At 61.9% G+C, this 23,731-nt stretch carries 20 protein-coding genes and 2 tRNA genes; 9 read left to right on the forward strand and 13 right to left on the reverse strand.

Annotated elements, in window-relative coordinates; translation table 11 throughout:
- Positions 1-198 precede the first annotated feature (198 nt).
- The 13 genes from G8767_RS13095 to dnaA all read right to left on the reverse strand — a co-directional run bounded on the left by G8767_RS13095 (position 199) and on the right by dnaA (position 15,962).
- Positions 199-271: transfer RNA gene (locus G8767_RS13095), tRNA-Ala, on the reverse strand.
- Between the two features lie 176 nt (positions 272-447).
- Positions 448-521: transfer RNA gene (locus tag G8767_RS13100), tRNA-Ile, on the reverse strand.
- A 75-nt stretch (positions 522-596) separates the two neighbouring features.
- Entirely contained in the window at positions 597-1,949 is a 1,353-nt protein-coding gene (locus G8767_RS13105) for a DUF3566 domain-containing protein (RefSeq protein WP_166810394.1), read from the reverse strand.
- A complete protein-coding gene (gyrA, locus tag G8767_RS13110) occupies positions 1,949-4,480 on the reverse strand; it encodes a DNA gyrase subunit A (protein ID WP_095969316.1) in 2,532 nt (843 codons plus the stop codon). The genes G8767_RS13105 and gyrA overlap by 1 nt, the downstream gene beginning before the upstream one ends.
- Before the next feature lie 87 nt (positions 4,481-4,567).
- Positions 4,568-6,604 carry a DNA topoisomerase (ATP-hydrolyzing) subunit B gene (gene gyrB, locus G8767_RS13115; RefSeq protein ID WP_003942515.1) on the reverse strand — a complete coding sequence of 679 codons (2,037 nt, stop codon included), beginning with the start codon at positions 6,602-6,604 and terminating at the stop codon, positions 4,568-4,570.
- A 197-nt stretch (positions 6,605-6,801) separates the two neighbouring features.
- A complete protein-coding gene (locus tag G8767_RS13120; protein WP_166810395.1) occupies positions 6,802-7,725 on the reverse strand; it encodes an alpha/beta fold hydrolase in 924 nt (307 codons plus the stop codon).
- Between the two features lie 27 nt (positions 7,726-7,752).
- Positions 7,753-8,874, reverse strand: a complete 1,122-nt coding sequence (locus G8767_RS13125) for a PDR/VanB family oxidoreductase (RefSeq protein ID WP_166810441.1) — start codon at positions 8,872-8,874, stop codon at positions 7,753-7,755.
- Positions 8,874-9,785, reverse strand: coding sequence for a metal-dependent hydrolase (locus G8767_RS13130; protein ID WP_003942578.1), 912 nt, complete (start codon positions 9,783-9,785; stop codon positions 8,874-8,876). The genes G8767_RS13125 and G8767_RS13130 overlap by 1 nt, the downstream gene beginning before the upstream one ends.
- Positions 9,786-9,909: 124 nt before the next feature.
- Entirely contained in the window at positions 9,910-10,455 is a 546-nt protein-coding gene (locus tag G8767_RS13135) for a DUF721 family protein (protein WP_003942471.1), read from the reverse strand.
- Positions 10,448-11,677 (reverse strand): DNA replication/repair protein RecF, encoded by a 1,230-nt coding sequence (gene recF / locus G8767_RS13140; RefSeq protein WP_166810396.1) that lies wholly within the window; start codon positions 11,675-11,677, stop codon positions 10,448-10,450. Before recF ends, G8767_RS13135 begins: the two co-directional genes overlap by 8 nt.
- Positions 11,678-12,586 carry a phosphogluconate dehydrogenase (NAD(+)-dependent, decarboxylating) gene (gene gnd, locus G8767_RS13145; protein WP_166810397.1) on the reverse strand — a complete coding sequence of 303 codons (909 nt, stop codon included), beginning with the start codon at positions 12,584-12,586 and terminating at the stop codon, positions 11,678-11,680.
- A 44-nt stretch (positions 12,587-12,630) separates the two neighbouring features.
- Positions 12,631-13,815 carry a DNA polymerase III subunit beta gene (dnaN, locus tag G8767_RS13150; RefSeq protein WP_007729165.1) on the reverse strand — a complete coding sequence of 395 codons (1,185 nt, stop codon included), beginning with the start codon at positions 13,813-13,815 and terminating at the stop codon, positions 12,631-12,633.
- A gap of 584 nt (positions 13,816-14,399) precedes the next feature.
- Entirely contained in the window at positions 14,400-15,962 is a 1,563-nt protein-coding gene (dnaA, locus tag G8767_RS13155) for a chromosomal replication initiator protein DnaA (RefSeq protein ID WP_095969313.1), read from the reverse strand.
- A 780-nt stretch (positions 15,963-16,742) separates the two neighbouring features.
- Here dnaA and rpmH point away from each other — a divergent pair.
- The 9 genes from rpmH to G8767_RS13200 all read left to right on the forward strand — a co-directional run bounded on the left by rpmH (position 16,743) and on the right by G8767_RS13200 (position 23,731).
- Complete coding sequence (gene rpmH, locus G8767_RS13160) at positions 16,743-16,886, forward strand: 50S ribosomal protein L34 (protein WP_003942540.1); 144 nt, start codon at positions 16,743-16,745, stop codon at positions 16,884-16,886.
- Between the two features lie 26 nt (positions 16,887-16,912).
- A complete protein-coding gene (gene rnpA / locus G8767_RS13165; protein ID WP_003942450.1) occupies positions 16,913-17,293 on the forward strand; it encodes a ribonuclease P protein component in 381 nt (126 codons plus the stop codon).
- Positions 17,290-17,670 carry a membrane protein insertion efficiency factor YidD gene (gene yidD, locus G8767_RS13170; RefSeq protein ID WP_007729147.1) on the forward strand — a complete coding sequence of 127 codons (381 nt, stop codon included), beginning with the start codon at positions 17,290-17,292 and terminating at the stop codon, positions 17,668-17,670. The genes rnpA and yidD overlap by 4 nt, the downstream gene beginning before the upstream one ends.
- Before the next feature lie 4 nt (positions 17,671-17,674).
- Positions 17,675-18,781 (forward strand): membrane protein insertase YidC, encoded by a 1,107-nt coding sequence (gene yidC / locus G8767_RS13175; RefSeq protein ID WP_166810398.1) that lies wholly within the window; start codon positions 17,675-17,677, stop codon positions 18,779-18,781.
- Between the two features lie 20 nt (positions 18,782-18,801).
- Positions 18,802-19,365 (forward strand): protein jag, encoded by a 564-nt coding sequence (locus tag G8767_RS13180; RefSeq protein ID WP_003942504.1) that lies wholly within the window; start codon positions 18,802-18,804, stop codon positions 19,363-19,365.
- Between the two features lie 177 nt (positions 19,366-19,542).
- Positions 19,543-20,472, forward strand: a complete 930-nt coding sequence (locus tag G8767_RS13185) for a GNAT family N-acetyltransferase (RefSeq protein ID WP_166810399.1) — start codon at positions 19,543-19,545, stop codon at positions 20,470-20,472.
- 273 nt (positions 20,473-20,745) lie between these two features.
- Positions 20,746-20,958, forward strand: coding sequence for a hypothetical protein (locus G8767_RS13190; protein ID WP_166810400.1), 213 nt, complete (start codon positions 20,746-20,748; stop codon positions 20,956-20,958).
- A gap of 1,009 nt (positions 20,959-21,967) precedes the next feature.
- Positions 21,968-22,648 carry a 16S rRNA (guanine(527)-N(7))-methyltransferase RsmG gene (rsmG, locus tag G8767_RS13195; protein WP_019746204.1) on the forward strand — a complete coding sequence of 227 codons (681 nt, stop codon included), beginning with the start codon at positions 21,968-21,970 and terminating at the stop codon, positions 22,646-22,648.
- 81 nt (positions 22,649-22,729) lie between these two features.
- Positions 22,730-23,731 carry a ParA family protein gene (locus G8767_RS13200; RefSeq protein WP_003942510.1) on the forward strand — a complete coding sequence of 334 codons (1,002 nt, stop codon included), beginning with the start codon at positions 22,730-22,732 and terminating at the stop codon, positions 23,729-23,731.

A 23,731-nucleotide genomic window follows, 5' to 3' on the forward strand; every position in this document is an offset into this window, starting at 1 on the left:
GTCCATAGGGGGCGCGGTTCTAGCCACCCCACTCCGAGCGAACGGCATGTTCATCGCCTCCAGTGCGCCGAAAGTGCCGTTCGCTCAAAAAGGGGAGGGCCACGAGACCGTCGGTGGGTCGACAAACAGAGGGTCGACAAACGGTGGGTGGAGATACAAAAACACCCTCCCGGATCCCGGGAGGGTGTTTTCTTACTGTGGAGCCTAGGAGATTCGAACTCCTGACATCTGCCTTGCAAAGGCAGCGCTCTACCAACTGAGCTAAGGCCCCGTTCGGTTTTCTGACCGGAGTCAGAGTACCTAGGTTCTATCCTGTTTCCAAATCGTGCCAAACCTTGTCTCCGCGCTGACTTTTGATCAGCTTGGTGACCCCGAGAGCTACCAGAATTCCGGCCCCGACAAGCAGAAAAACCTTCATTCCAGCAACCCTTCTTCGGCACATGGGAGTGGGCCTAGGAGGACTTGAACCTCCGACCTCTTCATTATCAGTAAAGCGCTCTAACCACCTGAGCTATAGGCCCCTGAACCGATTCCAAAGATTACCCCACCGGGCCGCTGACACCAAAACGGGCCCGGCGGAGCAATGTTTTCGCAGGTCAGTCGCGGTCGGCGAGAGTTACCTCGACGCCGCCAACCAGGTCGCTGCAGAGGTTGTAGATGAACGATCCGATCGTGACGAGCGCCGTGAAAAGCACCATGTTCGCGATACCGATCAGCGCGGCGTAGCCGAACACCTGGCCGGCCGTCACCAGACCGTCCGAGCCGCCGTCGGCAACGATGTCGGTGAACGCGTTGTTCAGGCGATCCCAGACGCCCATACCGTCGAGGACGACGTAGAGCAATCCGACGGCCACCATCCACACGAAGAACAGCGACACCGAGATCACGGAGGTGATCTTGAGCGTGGACCACGGGTCGATCCGGCGGATCTGGACCGTTGCGCGCAGCGGCGCACCGTCGACGACCGAAGCCGGTCCGGCGTGAGTTTTCTCACCCTTCACCGCGGCAGGCAACGGATGCTTGGCCTCGGAGAGGTCAGGCATGTCCTTCGGCAGATCCTTGCGATCGATGTGCCGGGTGGGCCCGTCGATCGCGGCGGCTTTTGCTTTCGGATTTGCAGCCCTCGGATCTGCGCCCGCGGGTGCAACTGCCTTGGCTGCGACGGTCGGTGCGTTGCTCTTGGCTGCTGCCGCACCGGCGATACCACCGGTAGCTGCAGCCGCTGCCGTTCCTGTCACGACGGGACGTGCCGGCTGTGCACCGGCGGGTCGGCCCGATTGCGGCTGTCCCTTGGGTGCGGGAGATTTAGCCGGGCCACCCTGCGCCGGACCGGCCGCGGTAGGACGCTGCGGACCCGCAGGCGGCTTACCCCCGGCCGGAGCTGCCGGTCGACCCGCAGGGGCACCCGCGCCGGCAGGGCGCGTGATGTTGGTCTGCGGCTGACTTTGCGGAACCTGGTTCTGCGGTGCCGGAGCCTTGACTGGGTTCTGAACAGCCGGGTTCTGAGCACTCGGGTTCTGAGCAGGAGCCTTCGGCGCCTGAGACGGCTGACCCTGGGGCTGGCCTGACGGCTGGGGTCCGCGCTGCCACGGCGGTGCCTGGCTGCCACGAGCCTGATTGGCAACCGGTTGCGGCGGAGCCTGACCATCACCCTTCGCCGGAGTTACCGGCGCACCCGGAGCCACAGAAGGAGCAGAAGGAGCCTGTCCCTTGGCCGCACCCGCACCCGCAGCCGCCGGCTTCTGAGCCGAATCCGACGGGCCGCGAGGCGGCTCCGGTGCCTTGGGCGCCGGAGCTGCCTCGGAAGCTTTGGGTCCGCCGTCCGCTGGAGCTGCAGGTTTCGAGGTCTGCGGCCCCGCCGGAGCAGTTGCCTGCTCCGGCTTCGGTGGCACCTGACCTGAAGGGCTTTCGCTCTTCCGGTCACTGCCCGGCTGGTTGGGAGTGCTCACTAGGACTCCTTAGCTCCATCGGCATTGTCTGCGTTGTCGGTGGTCTCTGCAGCGAGCTCTTCGGGCTCGTCGGCGTTGCGCGCAATCGCGAGCAGTGTGTCGCCTTCGCCGAGGTTCATCAGACGCACGCCCTTGGTCTGGCGTCCCGCCTTACGAACCTGCTTGGCAGCCGTCCTGATGACGCCGCCCCCCGAGGTGATCGCGTACAGCTCGTCGTCGTCGTCGACAATGAGCGCACCGACCAGAGTGCCACGTTTCTTGTCGTACTGAATCGTGAGTACGCCCTTGCCGCCGCGACCCTGCACCGGGTAATCCTCCATGCCGGTTCGCTTGGAGTAACCGCCCGAGGTGGCGACCAGGAGGAACGTTCCTTCACGAACGACGTTGAGCGAGAGCAGCTCGTCGTCACCGTTGAAACGCATGCCCTGGACACCGGACGTGGCGCGGCCCATCGGACGCAGTGCCTCGTCGGTGGCAGAGAAGCGGATCGACTGGCCCTGTGCCGAGACCAGGAGCAGGTCGTCGTCGGCGGAGCAGAGAACAGCGCCGACCAGTTCGTCCTCACCACGCAGGTTGATGGCGACGATGCCACCGCTGCGGTTGGAGTCGAAGTCGGTGAGCTTGGACTTCTTGACCAGACCGTTGCGTGTGGCGAGCACCAGGTAAGGCGCGTCTTCGTACGTCTTGATCTGGATGACGGACTGGATGCGCTCGTCCGGCTGGAAGGCCAGCAGGTTGGCAACGTGCTGACCGCGAGCGGTACGGCTCGCCTCGGGCAGCTCGTAAGCCTTCGCGCGGTAGACGCGGCCCTTCGTGGTGAAGAACAGCAGCCAGTCGTGCGTCGAGGTGACGAAGAAGTGCGAGACGATGTCGTCCTGCTTGAGGCCGGCACCCTGAACACCCTTGCCGCCGCGCTTCTGCGAGCGGTAGAGATCGGTCTTGGTGCGCTTGGCGTAGCCGGTCTCGGTGATCGTGACGACAACGTCTTCGCGGGCGATCAGATCCTCGTCGTTGACGTCTCCGTCGGCGGCGATGATGCGAGTACGACGGTCGTCGCCGTACTTGTCGACGATTTCCTTGAGCTCGTCACGAACGATCGCGCGCTGACGCTCCGGGCGAGCCAGAATGTCTTCGAGGTCCGCGATTTCGAGTTCGATCTCGGCCAACTCGTCGACGATCTTCTGACGCTCGAGGGCGGCCAGACGACGCAACTGCATTCCGAGGATGGCGTCGGCCTGGATCTCGTCGACGTCGAGGAGTTCCATCAATCCGGCGCGAGCGATGTCGACGGTCTGCGACGCACGGATCAAGGCGATGACCTCGTCCAGAGCGTCGAGGGCCTTGACCAGACCGCGCAGGATGTGGGCGCGCTCCTGTGCCTTGCGAAGCAGGTACCTGGTACGCCGGACGATGACCTCGAGCTGATGCGCCGTGTACAGACGGATCATCTGGTCGAGGCGCAGCGTGCGCGGCACTCCGTCGACGATGGAGAGCATGTTGCAGCCGAAGCTGGTCTGCAGCTGGGTGTGCTTGTAAAGGTTGTTCAGCACGACCTTGGCAACGGCGTCACGCTTGACGGTGACGACGATGCGCATGCCGACGCGGTCCGAGGACTCGTCGTGGATGTCGGAGATGCCACCGATCTTGGCGTCACGAACCTGCTCCGCGATGGAGGTGATCAGGTTGTCCGGGTTGACCTGGTAGGGCAGCTCGGTGATGACGATCGTGGTGCGGCCCTTGGCATCTTCTTCGATCTCGACGACGCCGCGCATACGAACGGAGCCACGGCCGGTGGTGTAGGCGTCCTGGATGCCCTGTCCACCGACGATGAGCCCGTGCGTCGGGAAGTCGGGTCCCTTGATGCGCTCCATGACGGCCGCGAGGGTGGCTTCCTCGTCCGCTTCGAAGTTGTCGAGCGCCCAGTAGATGGCCTCGGCAACTTCACGCAGGTTGTGCGGCGGAATGTTGGTGGCCATACCGACGGCGATGCCGTTGGAACCGTTGATCAGAAGGTTCGGGATACGGCTGGGCAGAACCGTCGGTTCCTGCGTCTTGCCGTCGTAGTTCGGAGTGAAATCGACTGTCTCGTGGTCGATTTCGCGCAGCATTTCCATCGCGAGCGGCGTGAGCCTGCACTCGGTGTAACGCATGGCGGCTGCGCCGTCGTTGCCGCGGGAGCCGAAGTTCCCCTGACCGTCGACGAGCGGGTAACGCAGCGACCACGGCTGGGCCATACGGACCAACGTGTCGTAGATCGAGGAGTCGCCGTGGGGGTGGTAGTTACCCATGGTCTCGGCGACCGGTCGGGCAGACTTCACGTATCCGCGGTCCGGACGATATCCGTTGTCGTACATCGCGTAGAGCACGCGGCGGTGCACCGGCTTCAGTCCGTCGCGGACATCCGGCAGAGCGCGACCGACGATGACGCTCATGGCGTAGTCGATGTAGCTGTTCTGCATTTCCTGCTGGATGTCGACCGGTTCGATCCGGTCGTGTTGCGGACCGTCCGGTGGCAACGTGGTGTCGGTCATGAGCTCACTTTCTTAAAAGAGGGGGCAAGCCCCTGTGCGCGGAAAGGGAGTCCAGGGACTCCTCAACCGCGCACAGGGCCGCAGGCCCTACACGTCGAGGAAACGAACGTCCCGGGCATTGCGGGTGATGAAGCTGCGTCGTGCTTCGACGTCTTCGCCCATCAGCACGCTGAACAGCTCGTCGGCAGCAGCCGCGTCGTCGAGCGTGACGAGACGCAGAACGCGCACCGTCGGGTCCATCGTGGTTTCCCACAGCTCCTTGGCGTTCATCTCGCCGAGGCCTTTGTAGCGCTGGATGCCGTCGTCCTTGTTGATCTTCTTGCCGGACTCGAGGCCGGCCTTGACCATCGCGTCGCGCTCGCGGTCGGAGTACGCGAATTCCGGCTGCGCACCCTTCTGCCACTTGAGCTTGTACAGCGGCGGCTGCGCGAGGTAGACCTTGCCGTGCTCGACGAGCGGCCGCATGAAGCGGAACAGCAGCGTGAGCAGCAGCGTTGCGATGTGCTGACCGTCGACGTCGGCGTCGGCCATGAGCACGATCTTGTGATAGCGCAGCTTGGCGATGTCGAACTCGTCGTGGATGCCCGTGCCGAACGCGGTGATGATCGACTGGACTTCGGTGTTCTTGAGGACGCGATCGATACGCGCCTTCTCGACGTTGATGATCTTTCCGCGAAGCGGGAGGATCGCCTGGTACATCGAGTCTCGGCCGGACTTGGCCGAGCCACCTGCGGAGTCGCCCTCCACGATGTAGATCTCGGACTTCTCCGGATCGTTGGAGCGGCAATCGGCGAGCTTGCCCGGCAGGCCACCGAGGTCGGTCGCGCTCTTACGACGGACCAGCTCACGCGCCTTACGTGCGGCGACGCGGGCCTGCGCCGACGAAACAGCCTTGTTCACAATGGTTTTCGCGTCGGCGGGGTTCGCCTCGAACCAGTGCGCGAGGTGCTCGTTGCACGCCTTCTGCACGAAGGACTTGACCTCGGTGTTGCCGAGCTTGGTCTTGGTCTGACCCTCGAACTGGGGTTCACCGACCTTCACCGAGATGATGGCCGCGAGTCCCTCACGGATGTCGTCACCGGTGAGCTTGGGATCCTTGTCCTTGAGCAGCTTCTTCTCGAGCGCGTACTTGTTGACCGTTGCGGTCAGTGCGGCTCGGAAGCCCTCTTCGTGGGTACCACCCTCGTGGGTGTTGATCGTGTTGGCGAAGGTGTGCACGGACTCCGAGTAGCCGGAGTTCCACTGCATCGCGACCTCGAGCTCGTGGCCGGTGCCCTTGGCGGTGAATCCCACGACCGAGTTGTGGATCGGGGTCTTGCTCTTGTTGATGTGCCGGACGTAGTCCTCGAGTCCACCGGGGTAGTGGTAGATGCGAGTCTTGGACTTACGCGGCGCTGCCTGAGCAGCTTCTTCGGCTTCTTCGGCAGCAGACTTGGGAGCCTCGGCCACCTCGGCAGCTTCGTCGTCGATGACCTCGGCGCGCTCGTCGGTCAGCGTGATGGTCAGGCCCTTGTTGAGGAAGGCCATTTCCTGCAGACGACGCGCAACGGTCTCGAAGTTGTAGCGGGTGGTCTCGAAGATCTCGGGATCGGCCCAGAAACTGACGGTGGTGCCGGTCTCCTTCGTCGGGTCGCCCTGTACGAGCTCTCCCGGCTTGGAATCGGTGTACGTCTGCTGCCACCGGTAGCCGTCGACCTTGATGTCGACGTCGAGTCGGGTGGAGAGCGCGTTGACCACCGAGATACCGACGCCGTGCAGACCACCGGAGACGGCGTAGGAGTCGGAGTCGAACTTGCCGCCGGCGTGCAGTTGGGTCAGCACGACCTCGACGGTGGGTACTCCGGAGGCGTGCATGCCGACCGGGATGCCACGGCCGTCGTCGATGACGCGGATTCCGCCGTCTTCGAGGAGGGTGACCTCGACCTTGGTGGCGTGTCCGGCCATCGCCTCGTCGACCGAGTTGTCGACGACCTCCCAAATGAGGTGGTGCAGGCCGCGTTCACCGGTGGAACCGATGTACATGCCTGGACGCTTACGTACCGCCTCGAGTCCCTCGAGGACGGTGATGGACGACGCGTTGTAGTCCTTGCTGGAAGTGCTTGTATCTGACTTCTGGGCAGCCACGGGTGGGTAGCTCTCCTTCTCCGTCAATACTCGAGCGCAGCCGTCAGCAAGCCCTTGCGGGTGTCGTCGGAGCGGGTTCGAGAATGTTGCCGCTAGTTACCGTTGACCATCTTACTGGTAAGCACCGACTAGAAGCGGCCAATGACACCCCTGGCTGCGCCGCAGACGAATTTTTACGATCCCCTGAAGGTGAAACGCTAGGAACTTTGCTTCTCCGAGCGACGCTCTCTCAGGCTCGCGATAAATGCCCGCGCATGTTCGGCAACCTCGCCCGGATGTGAAAACGGCGACCAGTGTCCCGCGGCAATTTCACGTCGCTGCAGGTCGGAGACCCATTTTTCGGTGTCTTCGTATCCCACCGGACGAACGGCTTTGTCGTACTTGTTCAAAATGAGCTGAACAGGCACGTCCGTGTACCGATCCCGCGGCTTGCCGAGAGACGGCCGGATATTCGCGCGATAGAGCTTGAGTCCGTTCACCATGTCGTCCGCGATGGTGGGCGCGGTGTTGACCACACGGGGGTCCAGACCGTCGAAGAAGCCCAGAAATGCCGGCCAGTGCTTGGAGAACCACAGACGCAACGGAAGCGTGCAGAGGCCCGGAATCTGGAACAGAACGGTGTAGGCCGACGCGATTCCCTGCGCCGCCGGACCGAGGAAACGACGCTTGGACGCGCTCGCCCGGATCCACTTGCCGAGATGATCGAGATTCGGGCCCGAGATGGACGAGAACGACGCGATCTTCTCCTCGGCACCCGGCTCGCAGACCGCTTCCCAGGTTTCGACTGACCCCCAGTCATGCGCCAGAACGTGCACCGGCCTGCCGGGGCTGACCGCGTCGATGACGGCAAACAGATCGCCGGCCAGTGCGCTCAGTTGGTAGTCCTGCACCCTCGAGGGGATCGTGCTCTCGCCGGCCCCGCGGCTGTCGTAGCTGACGACGCGGAAATCGTCCGCCAGCAACGGCACGATGCGGTTCCACAATTCATGGGTGTCGGGCCAACCATGCACCAGGACGATGGTCTCGCCGTCCGCTTTGCCCTGCTCGAACACGGCCAGGCTGACGGAACCGTTGGTCACACGACGCGCGGTCACGGCATGGACAGGAGAGTGCTTCGACATTGTCGAACCCTTCGGAGTCGGGAATATCTAGAGATCGAGAACGAGACGTCCACCGTCGGAACGGGATACGCAGATGAGCATTTCCGTTTCCTGTTCGGTGTCGGTCAGACGCCTTTCGCGGTGATCGGGTTTACCCGCGAGCACCTTCACACGACAGGTTCCGCAGAAACCCTGCTGACACGAATACCCGACACCGGGCAACGTCTTCTTGATGACGTCGAGCGCGGACTCGTCGGCGGGCACGGTGAGCACCTGTCCCGAATTGACCAGCTGCACTTCGAATTCTTTGCCGTCGATCACCGGCGGAGCCCCGAACCGCTCGAAATGCAAAGCAGTGGAGGGTGTATCGCGGAAACCGCGGCGGACGGCGTCGAGCATGGGCGTCGGGCCACAGCAGTACACGGCGCCGCCGACCGGTGCTCGCCCGAGAAGGTCTGCGGTGGTGGGCAATCCGAACTCGTCGTCCGGACGCACGAAGACACGCTCGGGATCCCAGGTTGCGATCTCGTCGAGGAACGGCATGGATTCACGGGAGCGGCCCGAGTGCACGAAGTACCAGTCCATTCCCAATTCTCTTGCCGCACGGACCATTGCGATGATCGGCGTGATACCGATGCCGCCGGCAACGAACAGAGCGCTACCTTCTCCGACGAACGGAAATCCGTTACGAGGGCCGCGAACAGTGACGTGCTCGCCGGGCTGCAGGGCGTGCATCTCGATGGAACCACCACCGCCGTCGGGGATTCGGCGCACCGCGACGCTGTATCCCGTGCGATCGGCAGGGTCGCCGCACAGCGAGTACTGCCGCCGCAGACCCGAAGGTAGATGGAAGTCCAAGTGCGAACCCGGATGCCACTGCGGGATCGCTGAACCGTCGGCAGATTCGAAACGCAGGCGAACGACGTTCTCGTCGGTGGCCACCACCTCACGCGTGGTGACCACCATGGTCATGGCCGTGTCGGGGTTGTGGCCCGCGATCTCGGGGTTGTAGTCGTAGGCCGTCAACACCCGAAGGTACTTGTCCGCCAACAATTCCGTGATGCGCATGGCACGGTCGGGACGGCTCTTGCCGGACAGATCGGGTGGCGCTGGAAAACGCGGCAACCCGTCGTGACCGGAGATGACGTCCTTGACCCTCGAGAGTGAAATCACCGTGCAGCCGCCTGCGCTGCGGGTGACGACGCCAGATATTGCACCGCCTGGGCGGTCGAGCCCTCTTTGCTGGGGTGGTACGACTTGCTGAAGTACGTCGACATCCGCTTGGCCAGCTCGAACGACGTGGGAACCGTGCCTCGTTTACCCGCCGCGATGAAATCGGACAGGTGAGGGCGTCGACGGCTGGGAGCCTGAGCGGCCAGTTCGGGATCGTTGCGCATGAGGAACCTGGTGCCGCGAATCCACAGCCACACCAGTACCGGCGTGACGACGATCTGCGTTCGGATGCGGCGTGTCTCGCGCTTGTCGAAGTAACGCATCACGTCGTACGCGACGGAGCGGTGTTCGACCTCTTCGGCGCCGTGCCAGCGGAGCAGATCGAGCATGGTCGGGTGCATACCGGCTTTGTCGAGCCCTTTGGCGTTGAGCACCCAGTCACCGAGGAAAGCCGTGATGTGTTCGATGGCCGCGATGATCGCCAAGCGCTCCACCAGGTGATTCTCGGCACGCAGTCCTGTCATCGGACGCGGTCCGAGCAGTTTCGAGAAGGTCCACTCCATCTGCTGCGTGTACGGCGTCGGATCGAGCCCGTTTTCCTTGAGATGGACCAGGACGCCCGAGTGCGCGTTGGAGTGCATCGCCTCTTGACCGATGAATCCGACGACGTCTTCACGGAGTTTCTCGTCCTCGATGAGAGGAAGAGCTTCCTTGAAGGTCTCGACAAACCATTCCTCACCGGCAGGGAGAAGAAGATGGAGCACGTTGAGAACGTGTGTGCTGAACGGATCGCCCGGAATCCAGTGCATGGGCAGATCGGACCAGTCGAACTCGACATTGCGAGCCTGCAACAGGATGTGATCCGGCTCGGCGAACGACGAAGCGGGTGTCGATATCTTCTGCGACATCTAGCTACTCCTTCATGCCTGCCGATCGGTAGGGAACGACAGCCTTGTGACACAGTTCACTCACTAGCGAGTTTTAACTGTAACACGAAGTAATAGGTAGAACCAGGGCCTGGTTGAGTTTTCCTCAGCCGTACGTATCGCGAGGTCCGCGGCCTTTCACATGCCTTTCACCCTTGCGCCAGCTAGGCGCGCTCGGACCGGTGATGCGCAGCGTCTTCACGACACCGTCACCGACGGCAGCAGCGATTTTGGCCAGGATCTGGGACTGCATCATGCGCAACTGGGTAGCCCACGCCGTCGACTCGGCGGAGATGCTGAGAACACCTTCTTTCAGGGAAATCGGCTCGGCGTGCGCGGAGATGTCTTCACCGACGACCTGCGGCCACCGACCGAGCACTGTGCCCTCGGACACCTTGGGGGACCACCCACGCGACTTGGAGATAGCGCTGGTGAGAGCACCGAACGGCTGAGGGTCCCGCGCATCCGGGCCGGGGCCGGACCAACCGCTGCGCCGACGCGGGCGGCCGCTTCCGTATTTGGGCGAAGAACGCCCCTGCCCGACGGCCTTGCCGTTGGCCTTGGCTGTCGCGCGCGCCTCCTCGAGGGCACGGCGCGCCAGATCGATCCCCTTGAGCTCGGGCTCCGGAGCCGCGCTGCTGTCTTCAGTCATCGATCTCGACCTCCTGATCCGTCGAGCCTACGGGCACTATCCGCGATATCCGACCGTCTCCGGTATCGGAAGCTTCGACGCCGAACTTGGTCGCCTCGAGTTCGTCCGGCACGTCCTCGGGAACAGCGGCCGTGATCAGCACCTGTTCTGCGGTAGCCGCAACGGTGGCGAGCGCACGACGCCGACGACGGTCCAATTCCGCGAACACGTCGTCGAGCATCAATACCGGGTCGCTGCCGTCGGCGCGTAGCAGGGCGAAACCTGCCAGCCGCAGCGAAAGCGCGAAGGACCACGATTCACCATGACTGGCAAAGCCTTTCGCCGGACTGTCGCCGAGAATCAGCTCCAGCTCGTCCCGATGCGGACCGACCAGACACACTCCGCGATCAATTTCCTTCGAACGCATCTGCGCCAACTCGAGATGGAATCGCTCCGCGAGGTACGCAACGTCGTCGATACCGGAAATCCTTGCAGGGTCGGTGAATTCGGGATCCAACGACGCACCCAGGCTGCTCTTGTATCGAATCGAGGCCGGCCGGGATTCGGGTGCGATGGAACGATACGACTCCGCCAGGTGCGGCGCCAGATCGTGGACCAACTCGAGGCGCCCGGCCAACAATTGTGCGCCGTGAGCGGCCAGATGCCCGTCCCACACCTCGAGGGTGGAGAGGACGTTGTCGGACTCGCCACCACGAGAACCGCGGCGCAAAGCCGCACCGGCAGTTTTGAGCAGCGCCGAACGCTGGCGTAAAACTTTGTCGTAATCCGCACGGACAGCAGCCATTCGGGGAATCCGCGACGTCAACAGCTCGTCGAGATAGCGTCGACGATCACCAGGATCACCACGTACCAACGACAGATCTTCCGGCGCGAACATCACCGACTGCAAAATCCCCAGCACTTCGCGTGGGCGACGCGTCGGAGACTGATTTATCCTGGCGCGGTTGGACTTTCCCTCGATCAGTTCGACGTCGATGGTCAGTTCGCGCCCGTTGTTGACCACTGTTGCACCGGCAAAAGCACTAGCGGAACCGCTGCGGATCATCGGTGCATCCGTGGACACTCGATGAGACGACAGCGTCGACAGATACCCGAGTGACTCGAGGACGTTCGTTTTACCGTGCCCGTTCGAACCGAGGAAAACGGTTGTTCCCGGTGTGATGTCAAGCGTCAGCGAATCCCAGGATCGGAAGTCCCGCAGCGAAAATCTACGAACGAACACTTAGCTTCCAGAAGCCGAATTCTTGGGCGAAGCGCTCTTGACCGCGTGACCACCGAACTGATTGCGCAAGGCTGACACAGCCTTCATGGCCGGTGAATCATCCTGTCGTGAAGCAAATCTCGCGAACAGAGCAGCGGAGATGACGGGAGCGGGCACAGCGTGCTTGATGGCTTCCTCGACGGTCCAGCGGCCCTCGCCGGAATCCTCGGTATAGCCCGTGATCTGCGCAAGCTCCGGATCCTCCTCGAGGGCGTCGACAAGCAGATCGAGCAACCAAGAACGTACGACGGTTCCCTTCGACCAGGCTCGGAGCACACCGGGAACGTCCGCGATCAGGCTTTCCGCCTCGAGGAGCTCGTATCCTTCGGCATATGCCTGCATCAGGCCGTATTCGATGCCGTTGTGCACCATCTTTGCGTAATGACCAGCACCGACCGGGCCTGCATGGACAAAACCGTCGGCCGCGTCGCCGTCGGGGCGAAGAGCGTCGAAGATCGGCATTGCCTTCGCCACGTCGGGCTCGGATCCGCCCACCATCAGGCCGTAGCCGTTCTCACGGCCCCAGATGCCACCGGAGACACCGCAGTCGAGGAAACCGATCCCACGGGCGCCCAACAGCTCGGCATGAACGGCGTCGTCGGTGAAGCGAGAGTTTCCACCGTCGATGACCAGATCGCCGCCCTCGAGGGCATCCGCCAGTTCGGCAATGGTGCCCTGAGTGATTTCGCCGGCAGGAACCATCACCCACACGACTCGAGGTCCCTCGAGGGAAGCAGCGAGTTCGGCAAGAGACCCGACGTCGGTGACTTCAGGTCGAGGGTCGTATCCGATCACCTCGAGGCCATGCGCGCGCAAGCGCTCACGCATGTTGAAGCCCATCTTGCCGAGACCTACGAGTCCGATCTTCATACTGTTCTCCCTGGTCAGGCGCGAACTGAAGTGCGGGGTACCACTCAGCCCGGAAGGCGAACCGGCATCAGCAGGTACGTGTATTCGCTCGAGGGCGCAGCGAAGTTACCGGACTCGTCTGCCGTGGGCTCTTCCTCGGCCGCGGGGCGAAGAACAGCCGGGCGGCTGGGAGTGGTGAAGCCGAACAGAACGTTTTCGCTGTGAAGCGAGTTCAACCCGTCGATCAGGTAACCGGGGTTGAACGCAATGGTGAGTGCTTCGCCCTGGAACGACGCGTTGAGCGTCTCTTCCGCGCGGCCGGCGTCGTCGCCACCAGCGGAGAGGAGTAGGCCGTCAGCGGAGAACTGCATGCGAACCTGTGCGCCACGCTCGGCGACGAGTGCCACACGCTTGATGGCCTCGATGAGAGGCGTGACCTCGACGGTTGCCATCGCGGTGTGCTGAGCGGGCAGCAGCTGACGGAACTTCGGGAACTCGGCGTCGAGGAGACGCGTCGTGGTGCGGCGTCCGTCGTTGACGATGCCGAGAAGTCCGTCGTTTCCGATGGTCGTACCGGAACCGAGAGCCAACTCGACCGGCGAATTTGCATTGCCGGCAAGCGTTTTCGCGGACTCCGACAGAGTCTTGGCCGGGATGAGAACAGCAGCCTGGACGTCGGGATTTGCCGGAGTCCACTCGAGTTCACGCACGGCGAGACGGAAACGGTCGGTAGCGGCGAGGACGATCGAATTCTGTTCGATCTCGACACGGATACCCGTGAGCATCGGAAGGGTGTCGTCCTTGCCGGCTGCAACGGCTACCTGGCTGATGGCTTCGGAGAACAGGTCGACGGGAATGGACCCGGACTGCTGGGGAAGCGTCGGAAGCTGGGGGTAGTCCTCGACCGGCATCGTGGGCAGGGAGAACTTGGCGCTTCCGCACGAGATGAGCACGCGAGTGCCCTCGAGGGTCACATCCACTGGCTTGTTGGGAAGTGACTTGGTGATATCGGCAAGGAGGCGACCGGAGACGAGTGCCTGACCTGCAGTTGTGACATCTGCCGAGACGCGGACCTGCGCAGATACCTCGTAGTCGAACCCGGAAACGGTGAGGCCGGCTTCGGTTGCGTCGAGAAGAACTCCGCCGAGAACCGGCACAGGCGGCCTCGAGGGCAGGCTACGAGCAACCCACGCTACTGAATCAGCGAACTCTTCCCGGGAAACGCGAAACTTCAGGCTTCCAAGCTCCATCGCCGGGTTATTCCTCTCGGTAGGCATGTTCGTCTGCTGCGGATCTGCATCAGCTCACTTGAAGTCTGACACAGACCAAGCGATGCCCACCGTATGCCCTCGAGGGCGCAAGTGGAAAGCCGAAGCCGGGACGAGCGCAGCCTGAGGCGAGGTTCTCAACAGGAGTTGTCCCCAGAACTATTTTCAAAGAGCTTTTCCTAGGAAATTCTCAGTAGTAGTAATAAGTCCTGTGCAATCTGTGGAGCAACGGTTGTCGACGCTGGTAGGTCCCCTCGAGGGCCTGTGCACTTCTCGAGGACAGACTCGAGGACCAATCGACCCCCTCTGTGCACTCTCTGAAAGTTTTCGGATTCCTCCTCGAGAACTCCACAGACTTTGAGAGTTATCAACACAGTTATCCACAGATGTGAATACTTTTCACAAGAAACGAAGAGTTTGTTCTCATCGGCGTGTCCGACTCCGGCGTGTCGTCCCTCGAGGTGGACAACCGCCCTCGAGGGACCGCATGTGGAACCCTTCGAATACACCGATGCCGCTCGAGGGAAACCTTTGCCTCGAGCGGCATCGATCCAAATAAGTGCAGGTCAACGCTTGGAGCGCTGCTTGATCCTTGCGGTCAACTCCTGAACCTGGTCGTACACCTTGCGGCGTTCCGTCATTTCCTTACGGATCTTCTTGTCGGCGTACATGACCGTCGTGTGGTCACGGCCGAACGTCTGACCGATCTTCGGCAATGACAAATCGGTGAGCTCACGGCACAGATACATCGAGATCTGGCGGGCCTGAGCGAGCGGCCTGGCCTTACCCGGCCCACACAGGTCGTCGATCGACATGTTGAAGTATTCGGCCGTCACCGCCATGATCGTCGCCGCGTTGATCTCGAGGCTCGACGAATCGGGCATCAGATCTCGCAGGACCACCTCGGCCAACGTGAGATCCAACGGCTGACGGTTGAGCGAGGCAAAAGCCGTCACGCGGATCAACGCGCCCTCGAGTTCACGAATGTTGCGCTCGATACGGCTGGCGATCAGCTCGAGGACGTCGTGCGGGACCTCGAGGCGATCCATCCTCGCCTTCTTGCTCAGAATCGCGATGCGCGTCTCGAGCTCAGGCGGCTGAACGTCGGTGATCAGGCCCCACTCGAAGCGCGTCCGCAGACGCTCCTCGAGGGTTGCCAACTGCTTTGGCGGACGGTCCGAGGAGACGACGATCTGCTTGTTCGCGTTGTGCAAGGTGTTGAAGGTATGGAAGAACTCCTCCTGGATACCTTCCTTGCCCTCGATGAACTGGATGTCGTCGACCAGCAGGACATCCGTTTCCCGGTATCGACGCTTGAACGCGACCTTGCGGTCGTCACGAAGACTGTTGATGAAGTCGTTGGTGAATTCTTCGGTCGAGACGTACTTGACCCGCATGCCGGGGAACAGTCGCTGTGCGTAGTGGCCGGCGGCGTGAAGAAGGTGCGTCTTGCCCAGGCCCGAAGCTCCCCAGATGAACAAGGGGTTGTACGCACGCGCCGGCGCCTCCGCGATCGCGACGGCAGCGGCATGCGCGAATCGGTTGGACGATCCGATCACGAAAGTGTCGAAGGTGTACTTCGCGTTGAGACTGTTCGCGCCGGACCCCGAAGCAGAAGGAGTAGCAGGCGGCTTCGTGAAGTACGACGGCCACGATTCGTGAACGCTTGCCAGTGCTTCGCGGTCGTCGTCGACTTCTTCGGACTCGGCAGTCTCGGAGTCCGAAGGTTCGCCGTCGCCTTCGGTGAACCGTCGACGACGGTATGCGCCGGAGGAGTTGACCGACTCGAACTGACGGCTGCCCGTGCGCTCCTCGACCGGTTCGGCGGGTGCGTCGGCATCGTCTTCGAGTGCGATGCGGACACCGAGTCCCTCGACCTGGCCGCCGAGGTGGCGGCCGAGTGCCTGCAGGATCGGCTCGCGGAGATCGCGCTCGATCGTTTCTTGAGCAAATGGCGATGGAACCGAGAGGAGTGCAAAACCCTGAGCAAGTGTGAGAGGCCTCACCAGACGGACGAATGCCTTCTGCTTGCTGCTCAAAGCCGGAAGATTACTTCCGGGGTCATCACTCGTGAGTTCTGCAACCACGTCGACCCAGACCCGTGCGAGCGCGTTGGGATCGTCGTTCACGTGGTTCCTTCCCGTGTTTCGCCGACAGTGGGTGTGCTGCAGCTGCCGAGCGTATGGCTGCGGCGTCGAATGATTCGGTGGATTACCACCCGGGGTGAGAACCCCGTAACAGGCTACGAATATGCCACCTGGGCTGTGTTTCCACACAATTATCCACAGATGTGGACAAACCTGCACTGAGTCGGTTTTTTCGTCAACCAAATTCGTCAAAGTGATCGAGAAATTGATCTACCTGCAACTTTGCTGGAACTCGAGGCGTTCGCCACTTGGTGTCGGGGATGCGTCAACACTCACAGCCCTGTGGATGAATGTGGAAACTCGGGATTCGGGGTCACGTCCGGCGCTCATCCCCGTATGTGCTGATGAGGCCTTGTCGAGAGCACGCGCAGGTGGAACTGTCCGGGTTGCCCGCAGGCCACCTGCGGTCCGTAGCGGAACTGTTGCCAAGGTCACACTTGCCGCCTCGCTCGAGGTCACGGCCGTATGCACACCGAGAATGGAATCTGCGGAATAATGGAAGTGTCGGCGTGTCGCCGCAGTTGCCGCGGAAGGGCTCCGAATCGGGCTGGTTTGACCTTGGCAACGGTGGTAAGTAACCTCGAACGGTCACCCGCTGGTGGTGATCGCTTCGTGCTGGCTACATATGTCAGGTCGGATCGGTCTTCCAAGCCACAACGAGTGAAGTTGATTGTTCTGTACCTGTTGGATCCAAAGACGCCGTAAGGCGTCGATCACTGAATGACGCCGGGAGGCGTCAATGAACTTCGAGGAGTGTTGACCGTGGCCAAGGGCAAGCGGACGTTCCAGCCGAATAATCGCCGCCGCGCGCGTGTTCACGGCTTCCGTCTTCGTATGCGTACCCGTGCGGGTCGTGCAATCGTTTCGGCGCGTCGCCGTAAGGGCCGCGATTCCCTCACCGCCTGATCTGATTTCGAGTTCAGGAGCTCGGGGTGTTGCCTGAGCCGTTCCGGTTGCGTCGCCACGCGGATTTCTCCGTGGCGGTGCGACGTGGGCGTCGTATGGGAAGACGCGACCTTGTCGTGCACGCGTTCGATCGCGAGCAAGTAGAGGCGCTGGTAGTAACAAATCACGGTCCCCGTTTCGGGCTGATCGTGAGCAAGGCTGTCGGGCCGGCGGTGATTCGACATCGAGTCGCACGCCGGCTTCGTCATATCTGTGCAGATTTCGTCGGACAGGTTTCACCGGAGACGGACGTGGTAATCCGCGCACTTCCGGGCGCAGCTACCGCCAGTTCAGCTGAACTGGCCAAGCAGTTGCGTGGGGGCCTGACCAAAATGAACCTATTGGTGTCGGTAAGTGAAGAGCCATGAGTACTCCGCTCTCTGAGCAGATCGAGACTCCCAGAGCCTCCCGTGTCATCACGGTGTTGAAGGCTGTGCGTCGCGCTCCCGCCACTGTTCTCATCTTCTGTATCGAGTTGTACCGGACGTATGTGTCGCCCTTGAGGATGCCGACCTGCCGGTTCACCCCCACCTGCAGTGAATACGCAGTCGAAGCGCTGCGCACTCACGGGGCGATCAAAGGCCTTTTCTTGACTGTGGTGCGGTTGGCGAAGTGTGCCCCCTGGCATTCTGGAGGGTGGGACCCTGTCCCTGCCCGTCGTGACCGTGATGCGGGTAGCCGCCATAGCTGTCCGGAAGCACGCGCAGCGTGTCACAGTCCGACGGACGAACAGAGGAGTACTTAGAGCCGTGCTCAATTTCATCTACTATCCGGTATCCGCGATTCTGTGGGTCTGGCACAAGGTCTTCGGGTTCATTCTCGGCCCGGACAACGGAATAGCCTGGGCGCTTTCCGTGGTGTTCCTGGTGTTCACCTTGCGTGCGGTTCTGTACAAGCCGTTCGTGAAGCAGGTCCGCACGACCCGCCAGATGCAGGAACTGCAGCCGCAGATCAAGGCATTGCAGAAGAAGTATTCGGGCGACCGTCAGCGCCAGGCCGTCGAGATGCAGAAGCTCCAGAAGGAGCACGGATTCAACCCGATCATGGGCTGTCTCCCGGTCCTGGCTCAGGCACCGGTGTTCATCGGTCTGTTCCACGTCCTGCGCTCGTTCAACCGCACCGGCACCGGCATGGGCCAGCTGGGCATGAGCGCCGAGGACAACCTCAACACCCCGAACTACGTCTTCTCGGCCACTGACGTCCAGTCGTTCCTGGATGCCCGTCTGTTCGGCGCACCCATCTCGGCGGCAATCACGACGCCGGTTGCGCAGCTCCAGGCTTACGTCACCGAGAACGTTCCCGAGCTTCCGTCACGCCTGAACATCATTCTCGTGGCAGCTCCGCTGATGATCATCGCCAGCATCGCGACGCACTTCAACTCCCGCGCTTCGGTTGCACGTCAGAGCGAAGCAGCTGCCGCGAACCCGCAGTCCGCGATCATGAACAAGCTCGCGCTGTACGTCTTCCCGCTCGGCGTTCTGGTCGGTGGACCGTTCCTTCCGATCGCGATCCTCCTGTACTGGGTGTCGAACAACATCTGGACCTACGGTCAGCAGCACCTCGTCTTCCGCAAGATCGACGCCGAAGAAGAAGCCAAGAAGCAGGAAGCGATCACCCGCCGCAACGACAATGCGCCCAAGCCCGGTGCCCGTCCCGATCCCAGTAAGAAGAAGGGATCCCCGGCTGCGCTGAAGACCGCGGATTCATCCGACGACGACGGCGATGCCCCGGAAGTTTCGCTCAAGAAGCCACAGCCGAAGCCCTCGGGTTCCAGTGGTGGTTCCACGTCGAAACCGAAACAGAACCGGCCACAGAGCAACCGCGGCAACTCCCCCAAGCGCAATAAACGGCGCTGATCCAGGAAAGAGAACGACCAATGTCCAGTGAAGCTGACATCGTTGTGGATGGAGAGAACGCAGACGTGAGCACCGAGACCACTGCGCCGGTTACCGATGTGGATGTAGACATCGACGATTCCGATGACGATTTGATCGAAGAGGGCGAGATCGCCGGCGACTACCTCGAGCAGTTGCTCGACGTTCTCGATTTCGACGGAGACATCGACCTTGACGTCGAGGGCGATCGGGCGATCGTCAGCATCGACGGCGGCGACGACCTGACCAAGCTCGTGGGACGCAAGGGTGAGGTTCTGGATGCTCTTCAGGAGCTGACTCGTCTGGCTGTTCAGCAGTCGACCGGAGAACGTAGCCGCTTGATGCTCGACATCGCCGGCTGGCGTGCGGGCCGCCGCGAGGCACTCAGTGCTCTCGGTGCGGAAGCTGCACAGCGTGTTCTCGAGACCGGCGAGCGCGAAGAGCTCGCTCCGATGACGCCGTTCGAACGCAAGATCGTGCACGACGCCGTCGCCAAGGTCGCCGGTGTTTCGAGCGAGAGCGAAGGCGCTGAGCCGTCTCGCCGAGTGGTTGTCCTCAAGGACTGACACTCCCCCTTGATCGAATGCGGGCCCCGGATTTTCCGGGGCCCGCTTTTGTGTCCGAGAGGTGTTTCACGTGAAACCGAATCTTTCGGCACGTTGAAGGTTGGGTGCCTATCGTTGTCGACATGTCCCATCTCTATTTCGGAACCAGCCGTCAATGAAGCGTCATGAAGGGAAGCAATGGTGCTGATTCGACCCGCGACACGGGCCGAGCTGGAAGAGCCCGTGTTCGCGGTGAACGATCCGGTCGGGTTCATCGACCCCGACTCGCTCCGGGAAGAGGTGGCGGCCGGACGGCTTCGTCCGGAATGGAGCTGGTTTGCCGTTGACGGCTCCAGGATCGTAGCGCGTGCTTTGTGGTGGGGGCGTGAGGACAGCGAGCATCCGCTCGCCCTTGATTTCCTACACGTGCTGGCTGACGTGCCGGATCGTGCCGCGCTTGCCGCCGAACTCATGTCGCGGGCGCACAGCGAGTTCCATGCGAAGCCTGAGTATGTACTGGTCGTGCCGACCGCCGGGCGGGACGCGGATTCCGCCGTCGCAGACGCCGTGTGCTGGCGTCGGGAGGCGGCCCAGGCGGCCGGACTGACCGAGATCATCGAGCGGCTGCGTTTCGAGTGGACGCCTGCGGCTGGTGTGCCCGCCCCCTCCGAACGTCTGATTTTCCGTCCAGCCTCCGATGAGGAGTTCCTCGCGGTGTTCCAGCGGGTCGCTATCGGCAGCCTGGACATCGCCACGCAACGAGGTATCGCGGCCACGGACATCGTCAGCCAGGCCCGGGACGATCTCGAGTTCTACCGGTCGTGCCCCGGCGAACGGTCGTGGTGGCGGCTGGCGGAGACCAGGGACAGGACGCTGGTCGGTTTCGCAATCCCGTCCGCGACGCCCTACCACCGCAACGTCGGATACCTCGGAGTAGTGCCCGAGCTGCGCGGGTGCCGCTACGTGGACGACATCCTCTGCGAGATCACCCGCGTTCACGCAGCCGATGGCGCCAATTGCATCACCGCGACCACTGACGTGCCCAACACGCCCATGGCTGCGGCGTTCAAGCGGGCGAACTACCAGGTGACCGAGGTCAGGATGGTGTTCGAGGCCCCGGCGGGCTGAGTCGGGCGTCAACCGGAGGTTCTGCCGTCGCCGGGTCGCGCCGGTACGGGCCTTTCTGTCCACCTGGTCGGACGGTGTAGCGGTGACGCGGAGATCGCCGACTACCAGGAGATATGGGTGGCTACGTTCCAACTCGGGTCACATACCCTGTTGCAACGGCGTCGTACGAAATGGAGGTCTCGAGATCCGTTCACCCTGTCGCGGAAGTGCAACCATTGGATGCTCGTGTGCGGCCCGAGCTATTGGCCCGTGGTCTTCGAACTGCAGCAGAGAATGGAAATCCACTCTTGCCCGCCGGATGGTGTGGAGTATCGGCTCTGCTGGTTGTTGTCGCTGGGAGTAGTCGACGTCAAATTAATTCCGCTTGCACTGGCATGGGGATCCGGGAGAGCAGTCATGCTCAGCTTCACCATTGCCTTCCTGGCTGTCGGCTGCGCACTGTGCATGTTCGGATTTTCGATCGACAACATGCCGTACTACACGTGAGCCACTCCCCTCCCCCAGCCGGAATAGTCGGCCCTTCGTTTCACGTGAAACCGGATCGATGGTTGTTGCCCCGAGCCCTCGACCTCTCATCCCCCGGTTAGCAATGGATACCTATTGGATGGCGATCACGAGTGCAACGGCTTCGGGTGTGCCGGATTCGACGATGGTTTCGGAGATGCCAACTGGCGGATCTCGTGTTGGAGTTCAACCCAGTGTCGAACCGGCGTGGAACGACGGTGCACGGTGTAGTCGAGTTCAAGTGAGTCGATCAACGCGGACCCTTGCGCCGCGTCGGCGTCTCGTCGCGGGCGTTCGTCGGCGACATATGCTCGGTGCTTCGATGAAGGAATTTTTGTAGAGCGGGTTGCTCGATGCTCTACGACGGTGTCGAGGGCGAGGCCGTCGTTGCGGGTGCTTTCACTGTCACTCCAGAGGCAAGGGTGAACTCTCCGATGCGCAATATGTGTTGCGGAGCTCTGTGGATTGATTCGCGGTTTGTGATGCCAATTCTCCGGTCCCCCGCAACGGGAGAGTCATGCCGACGCGATGAGATATCGGAACTGTCCGAGACTTGGTATCGAAGACCATCCGCGTCAAAAAATGGACTGCGTCAGACTGACCGAGTCGGCTCGGCAGCCCGACGTCCGCGATTTTGTGCAACCGCTTTTTCGTTGAAAATTGCCCATTTTGGGTCAGAATTCCATCCATGTAACTACCCATGGGAGTTTCGTCACTGTGATGATACTAAGAATCGCGCTGCTATCCGCATTCGATCGCCCGGGTATGTTTCACGTGAAACTCGTCAGATTGCAAGATTTCTCAGCGCGATGTTTCACGTGGAACGTGAACCCCTCCCCTCCCCCGCTTGAATTTTGGTCTGAATACTTCCCAAAGAATGAACGAGTCGGCAGACTCACAGCGAGTCGGTGTGCAGAAGCGAACACATGTCGGCTTCAGAGCGGATAATGATTTCGGTCTTGATTGTTGATTTCGCGGTTTACGCGGGAGGATGTTTCACGTGGAACAGAATGGTGCGGCGTCGGTTGACTGGGACGAACAAGAGACTGCGCGCGCAGTGTTCGGTGACAGATACGAGATCGCGGAACGGTACTACCAATCCCTTGCGACGGATGGTGTCGAGCGCGGGCTCATTGGTCCCCGTGAGGTTCCTCGACTGTGGGAGCGCCACCTTCTCAATTGCGCAGTGATCGGTGAACTGATCGCCGAAGGTGAGTCGGTTGTGGACGTAGGAAGCGGCGCCGGCCTACCCGGAATCCCTCTCGCGATCGCCCGCCCGGACTTGAAGGTGACTCTCGTCGAACCGTTGCTTCGACGTTCGGTGTACCTCGCGGAGTTCATCGAGTCGAACGGATTGGACGTACTGGTTGTCCGCGGGCGAGCCGAGGAATCGGGTGTCGTGAAGGAAGCAGGCGGTGCGGACGTGGTCACCTCGCGGGCCGTGGCGCCTCTGGAGAAGCTCGCACGTTGGTCCCTTCCGCTCATCCACGAGCACGGTCGGATGCTGGCACTCAAGGGCTCGAGCGCCGCCGAGGAGATCGAGCGGGACCGAACGGCGCTCACCAAATTGGGCGCAGGTAAGTTGGAAATACTCGAATGTGGAGCCAAGATTCTCCGCACCCCCACCGTGGTGGTGAAGGCCGAACGTCTCCCGAAGCGTCGCCAGCGTTGATGATTTACACGCATGCAATCGAGAGCAATGTACAGATGATGAGAGCACCTAGTGATCGATTCCCAATCGAAGGAGCAGTCAATGTCGGGTCGATCTGAATCCGCCGTTTCACGTGAAACACCGAAGCAGCACACGAGCGCGGGTGCGGATCAGATTGTCAACGACGACGACAATTTCACCGCCCCCTACGCGGCGATCTCGTCGGAGGAGACTCCCATCGGGGCGGCAGCGCATCGAGCGAGCCAGGTGCTTCATCCCCACTCGGTGACACTGCCGAAACCGGCGTTCCGTCGCGTGATCACCATCGCGAACCAGAAGGGTGGCGTCGGCAAGACGACGACCACGGTGAACCTTGCGTCGGCGCTCGCTCTTCAAGGTCTCACGGTCCTGGTAGTCGATTTGGACCCTCAGGGCAACGCCAGCACGGCGCTGGGCGTCGTCCATACCTCGGGCACCCCGTCGAGCTACGAGTTGCTCATAGGCGAAGTGAAGGCCCCAGAGGCGATCCAGACCAGCCCGCACAGTGAGCGGCTTCTCTGCATTCCCGCGACGATCGATCTGGCAGGCGCCGAGATCGAATTGGTCTCCATGGTTGCCCGCGAGAATCGACTCAAAGGCGCGCTCAACGACAAGGTGCTCGCAGAGCTCGACGTCGACTTCGTCCTCATCGACTGCCCACCCTCGCTGGGACTGCTGACCGTCAACGCGATGGTCGCTGCCAAGGAAGTTCTGATCCCGATCCAGTGCGAGTACTACGCCCTCGAGGGGGTCGGTCAGCTGCTCCGCAACATCGAACTCGTCCAGGCTCATCTGAACCCGGATCTGCATGTCTCCACCGTCCTACTGACGATGTACGACGGGCGTACCAAGCTGGCCGATCAGGTCGCCGAAGAAGTACGCAAACACTTCGGTGAGGCCGTCCTGCGCGCAGTGATTCCGCGCAGCGTGAAGGTTTCCGAAGCTCCCGGATACGGAATGACAGTTCTCGATTACGACCCAGGTTCACGTGGCGCCATGAGTTACCTCGACGCCGGACGCGAACTTGCCGCCCGCTCTGCCACCACGACGACCCAGGAGCAGTGA

Source organism: Rhodococcus sp. IC4_135, from assembly GCF_011602025.1.
GTDB classification, from domain to species: Bacteria; Actinomycetota; Actinomycetes; order Mycobacteriales; family Mycobacteriaceae; genus Rhodococcus_F; species Rhodococcus_F baikonurensis.

Coding starts and splice junctions, on each gene's coding strand:
- gyrA (WP_095969316.1), bottom strand. CDS start 4,480: ATGACCGACACCACGTTGCCACCGGACGGTCCGCAACACGACCGGATC.
- G8767_RS13120 (WP_166810395.1), bottom strand. CDS start 7,725: ATGTCGAAGCACTCTCCTGTCCATGCCGTGACCGCGCGTCGTGTGACC.
- G8767_RS13130 (WP_003942578.1), bottom strand. CDS start 9,785: ATGTCGCAGAAGATATCGACACCCGCTTCGTCGTTCGCCGAGCCGGAT.
- G8767_RS13135 (WP_003942471.1), bottom strand. CDS start 10,455: ATGACTGAAGACAGCAGCGCGGCTCCGGAGCCCGAGCTCAAGGGGATC.
- gnd (WP_166810397.1), bottom strand. CDS start 12,586: ATGAAGATCGGACTCGTAGGTCTCGGCAAGATGGGCTTCAACATGCGT.
- dnaN (WP_007729165.1), bottom strand. CDS start 13,815: ATGGAGCTTGGAAGCCTGAAGTTTCGCGTTTCCCGGGAAGAGTTCGCT.
- yidD (WP_007729147.1), top strand. CDS start 17,290: ATGAGTACTCCGCTCTCTGAGCAGATCGAGACTCCCAGAGCCTCCCGT.
- G8767_RS13180 (WP_003942504.1), top strand. CDS start 18,802: ATGTCCAGTGAAGCTGACATCGTTGTGGATGGAGAGAACGCAGACGTG.
- G8767_RS13185 (WP_166810399.1), top strand. CDS start 19,543: ATGGTGCTGATTCGACCCGCGACACGGGCCGAGCTGGAAGAGCCCGTG.
- G8767_RS13190 (WP_166810400.1), top strand. CDS start 20,746: ATGGAAATCCACTCTTGCCCGCCGGATGGTGTGGAGTATCGGCTCTGC.
- rsmG (WP_019746204.1), top strand. CDS start 21,968: ATGTTTCACGTGGAACAGAATGGTGCGGCGTCGGTTGACTGGGACGAA.
- G8767_RS13200 (WP_003942510.1), top strand. CDS start 22,730: ATGTCGGGTCGATCTGAATCCGCCGTTTCACGTGAAACACCGAAGCAG.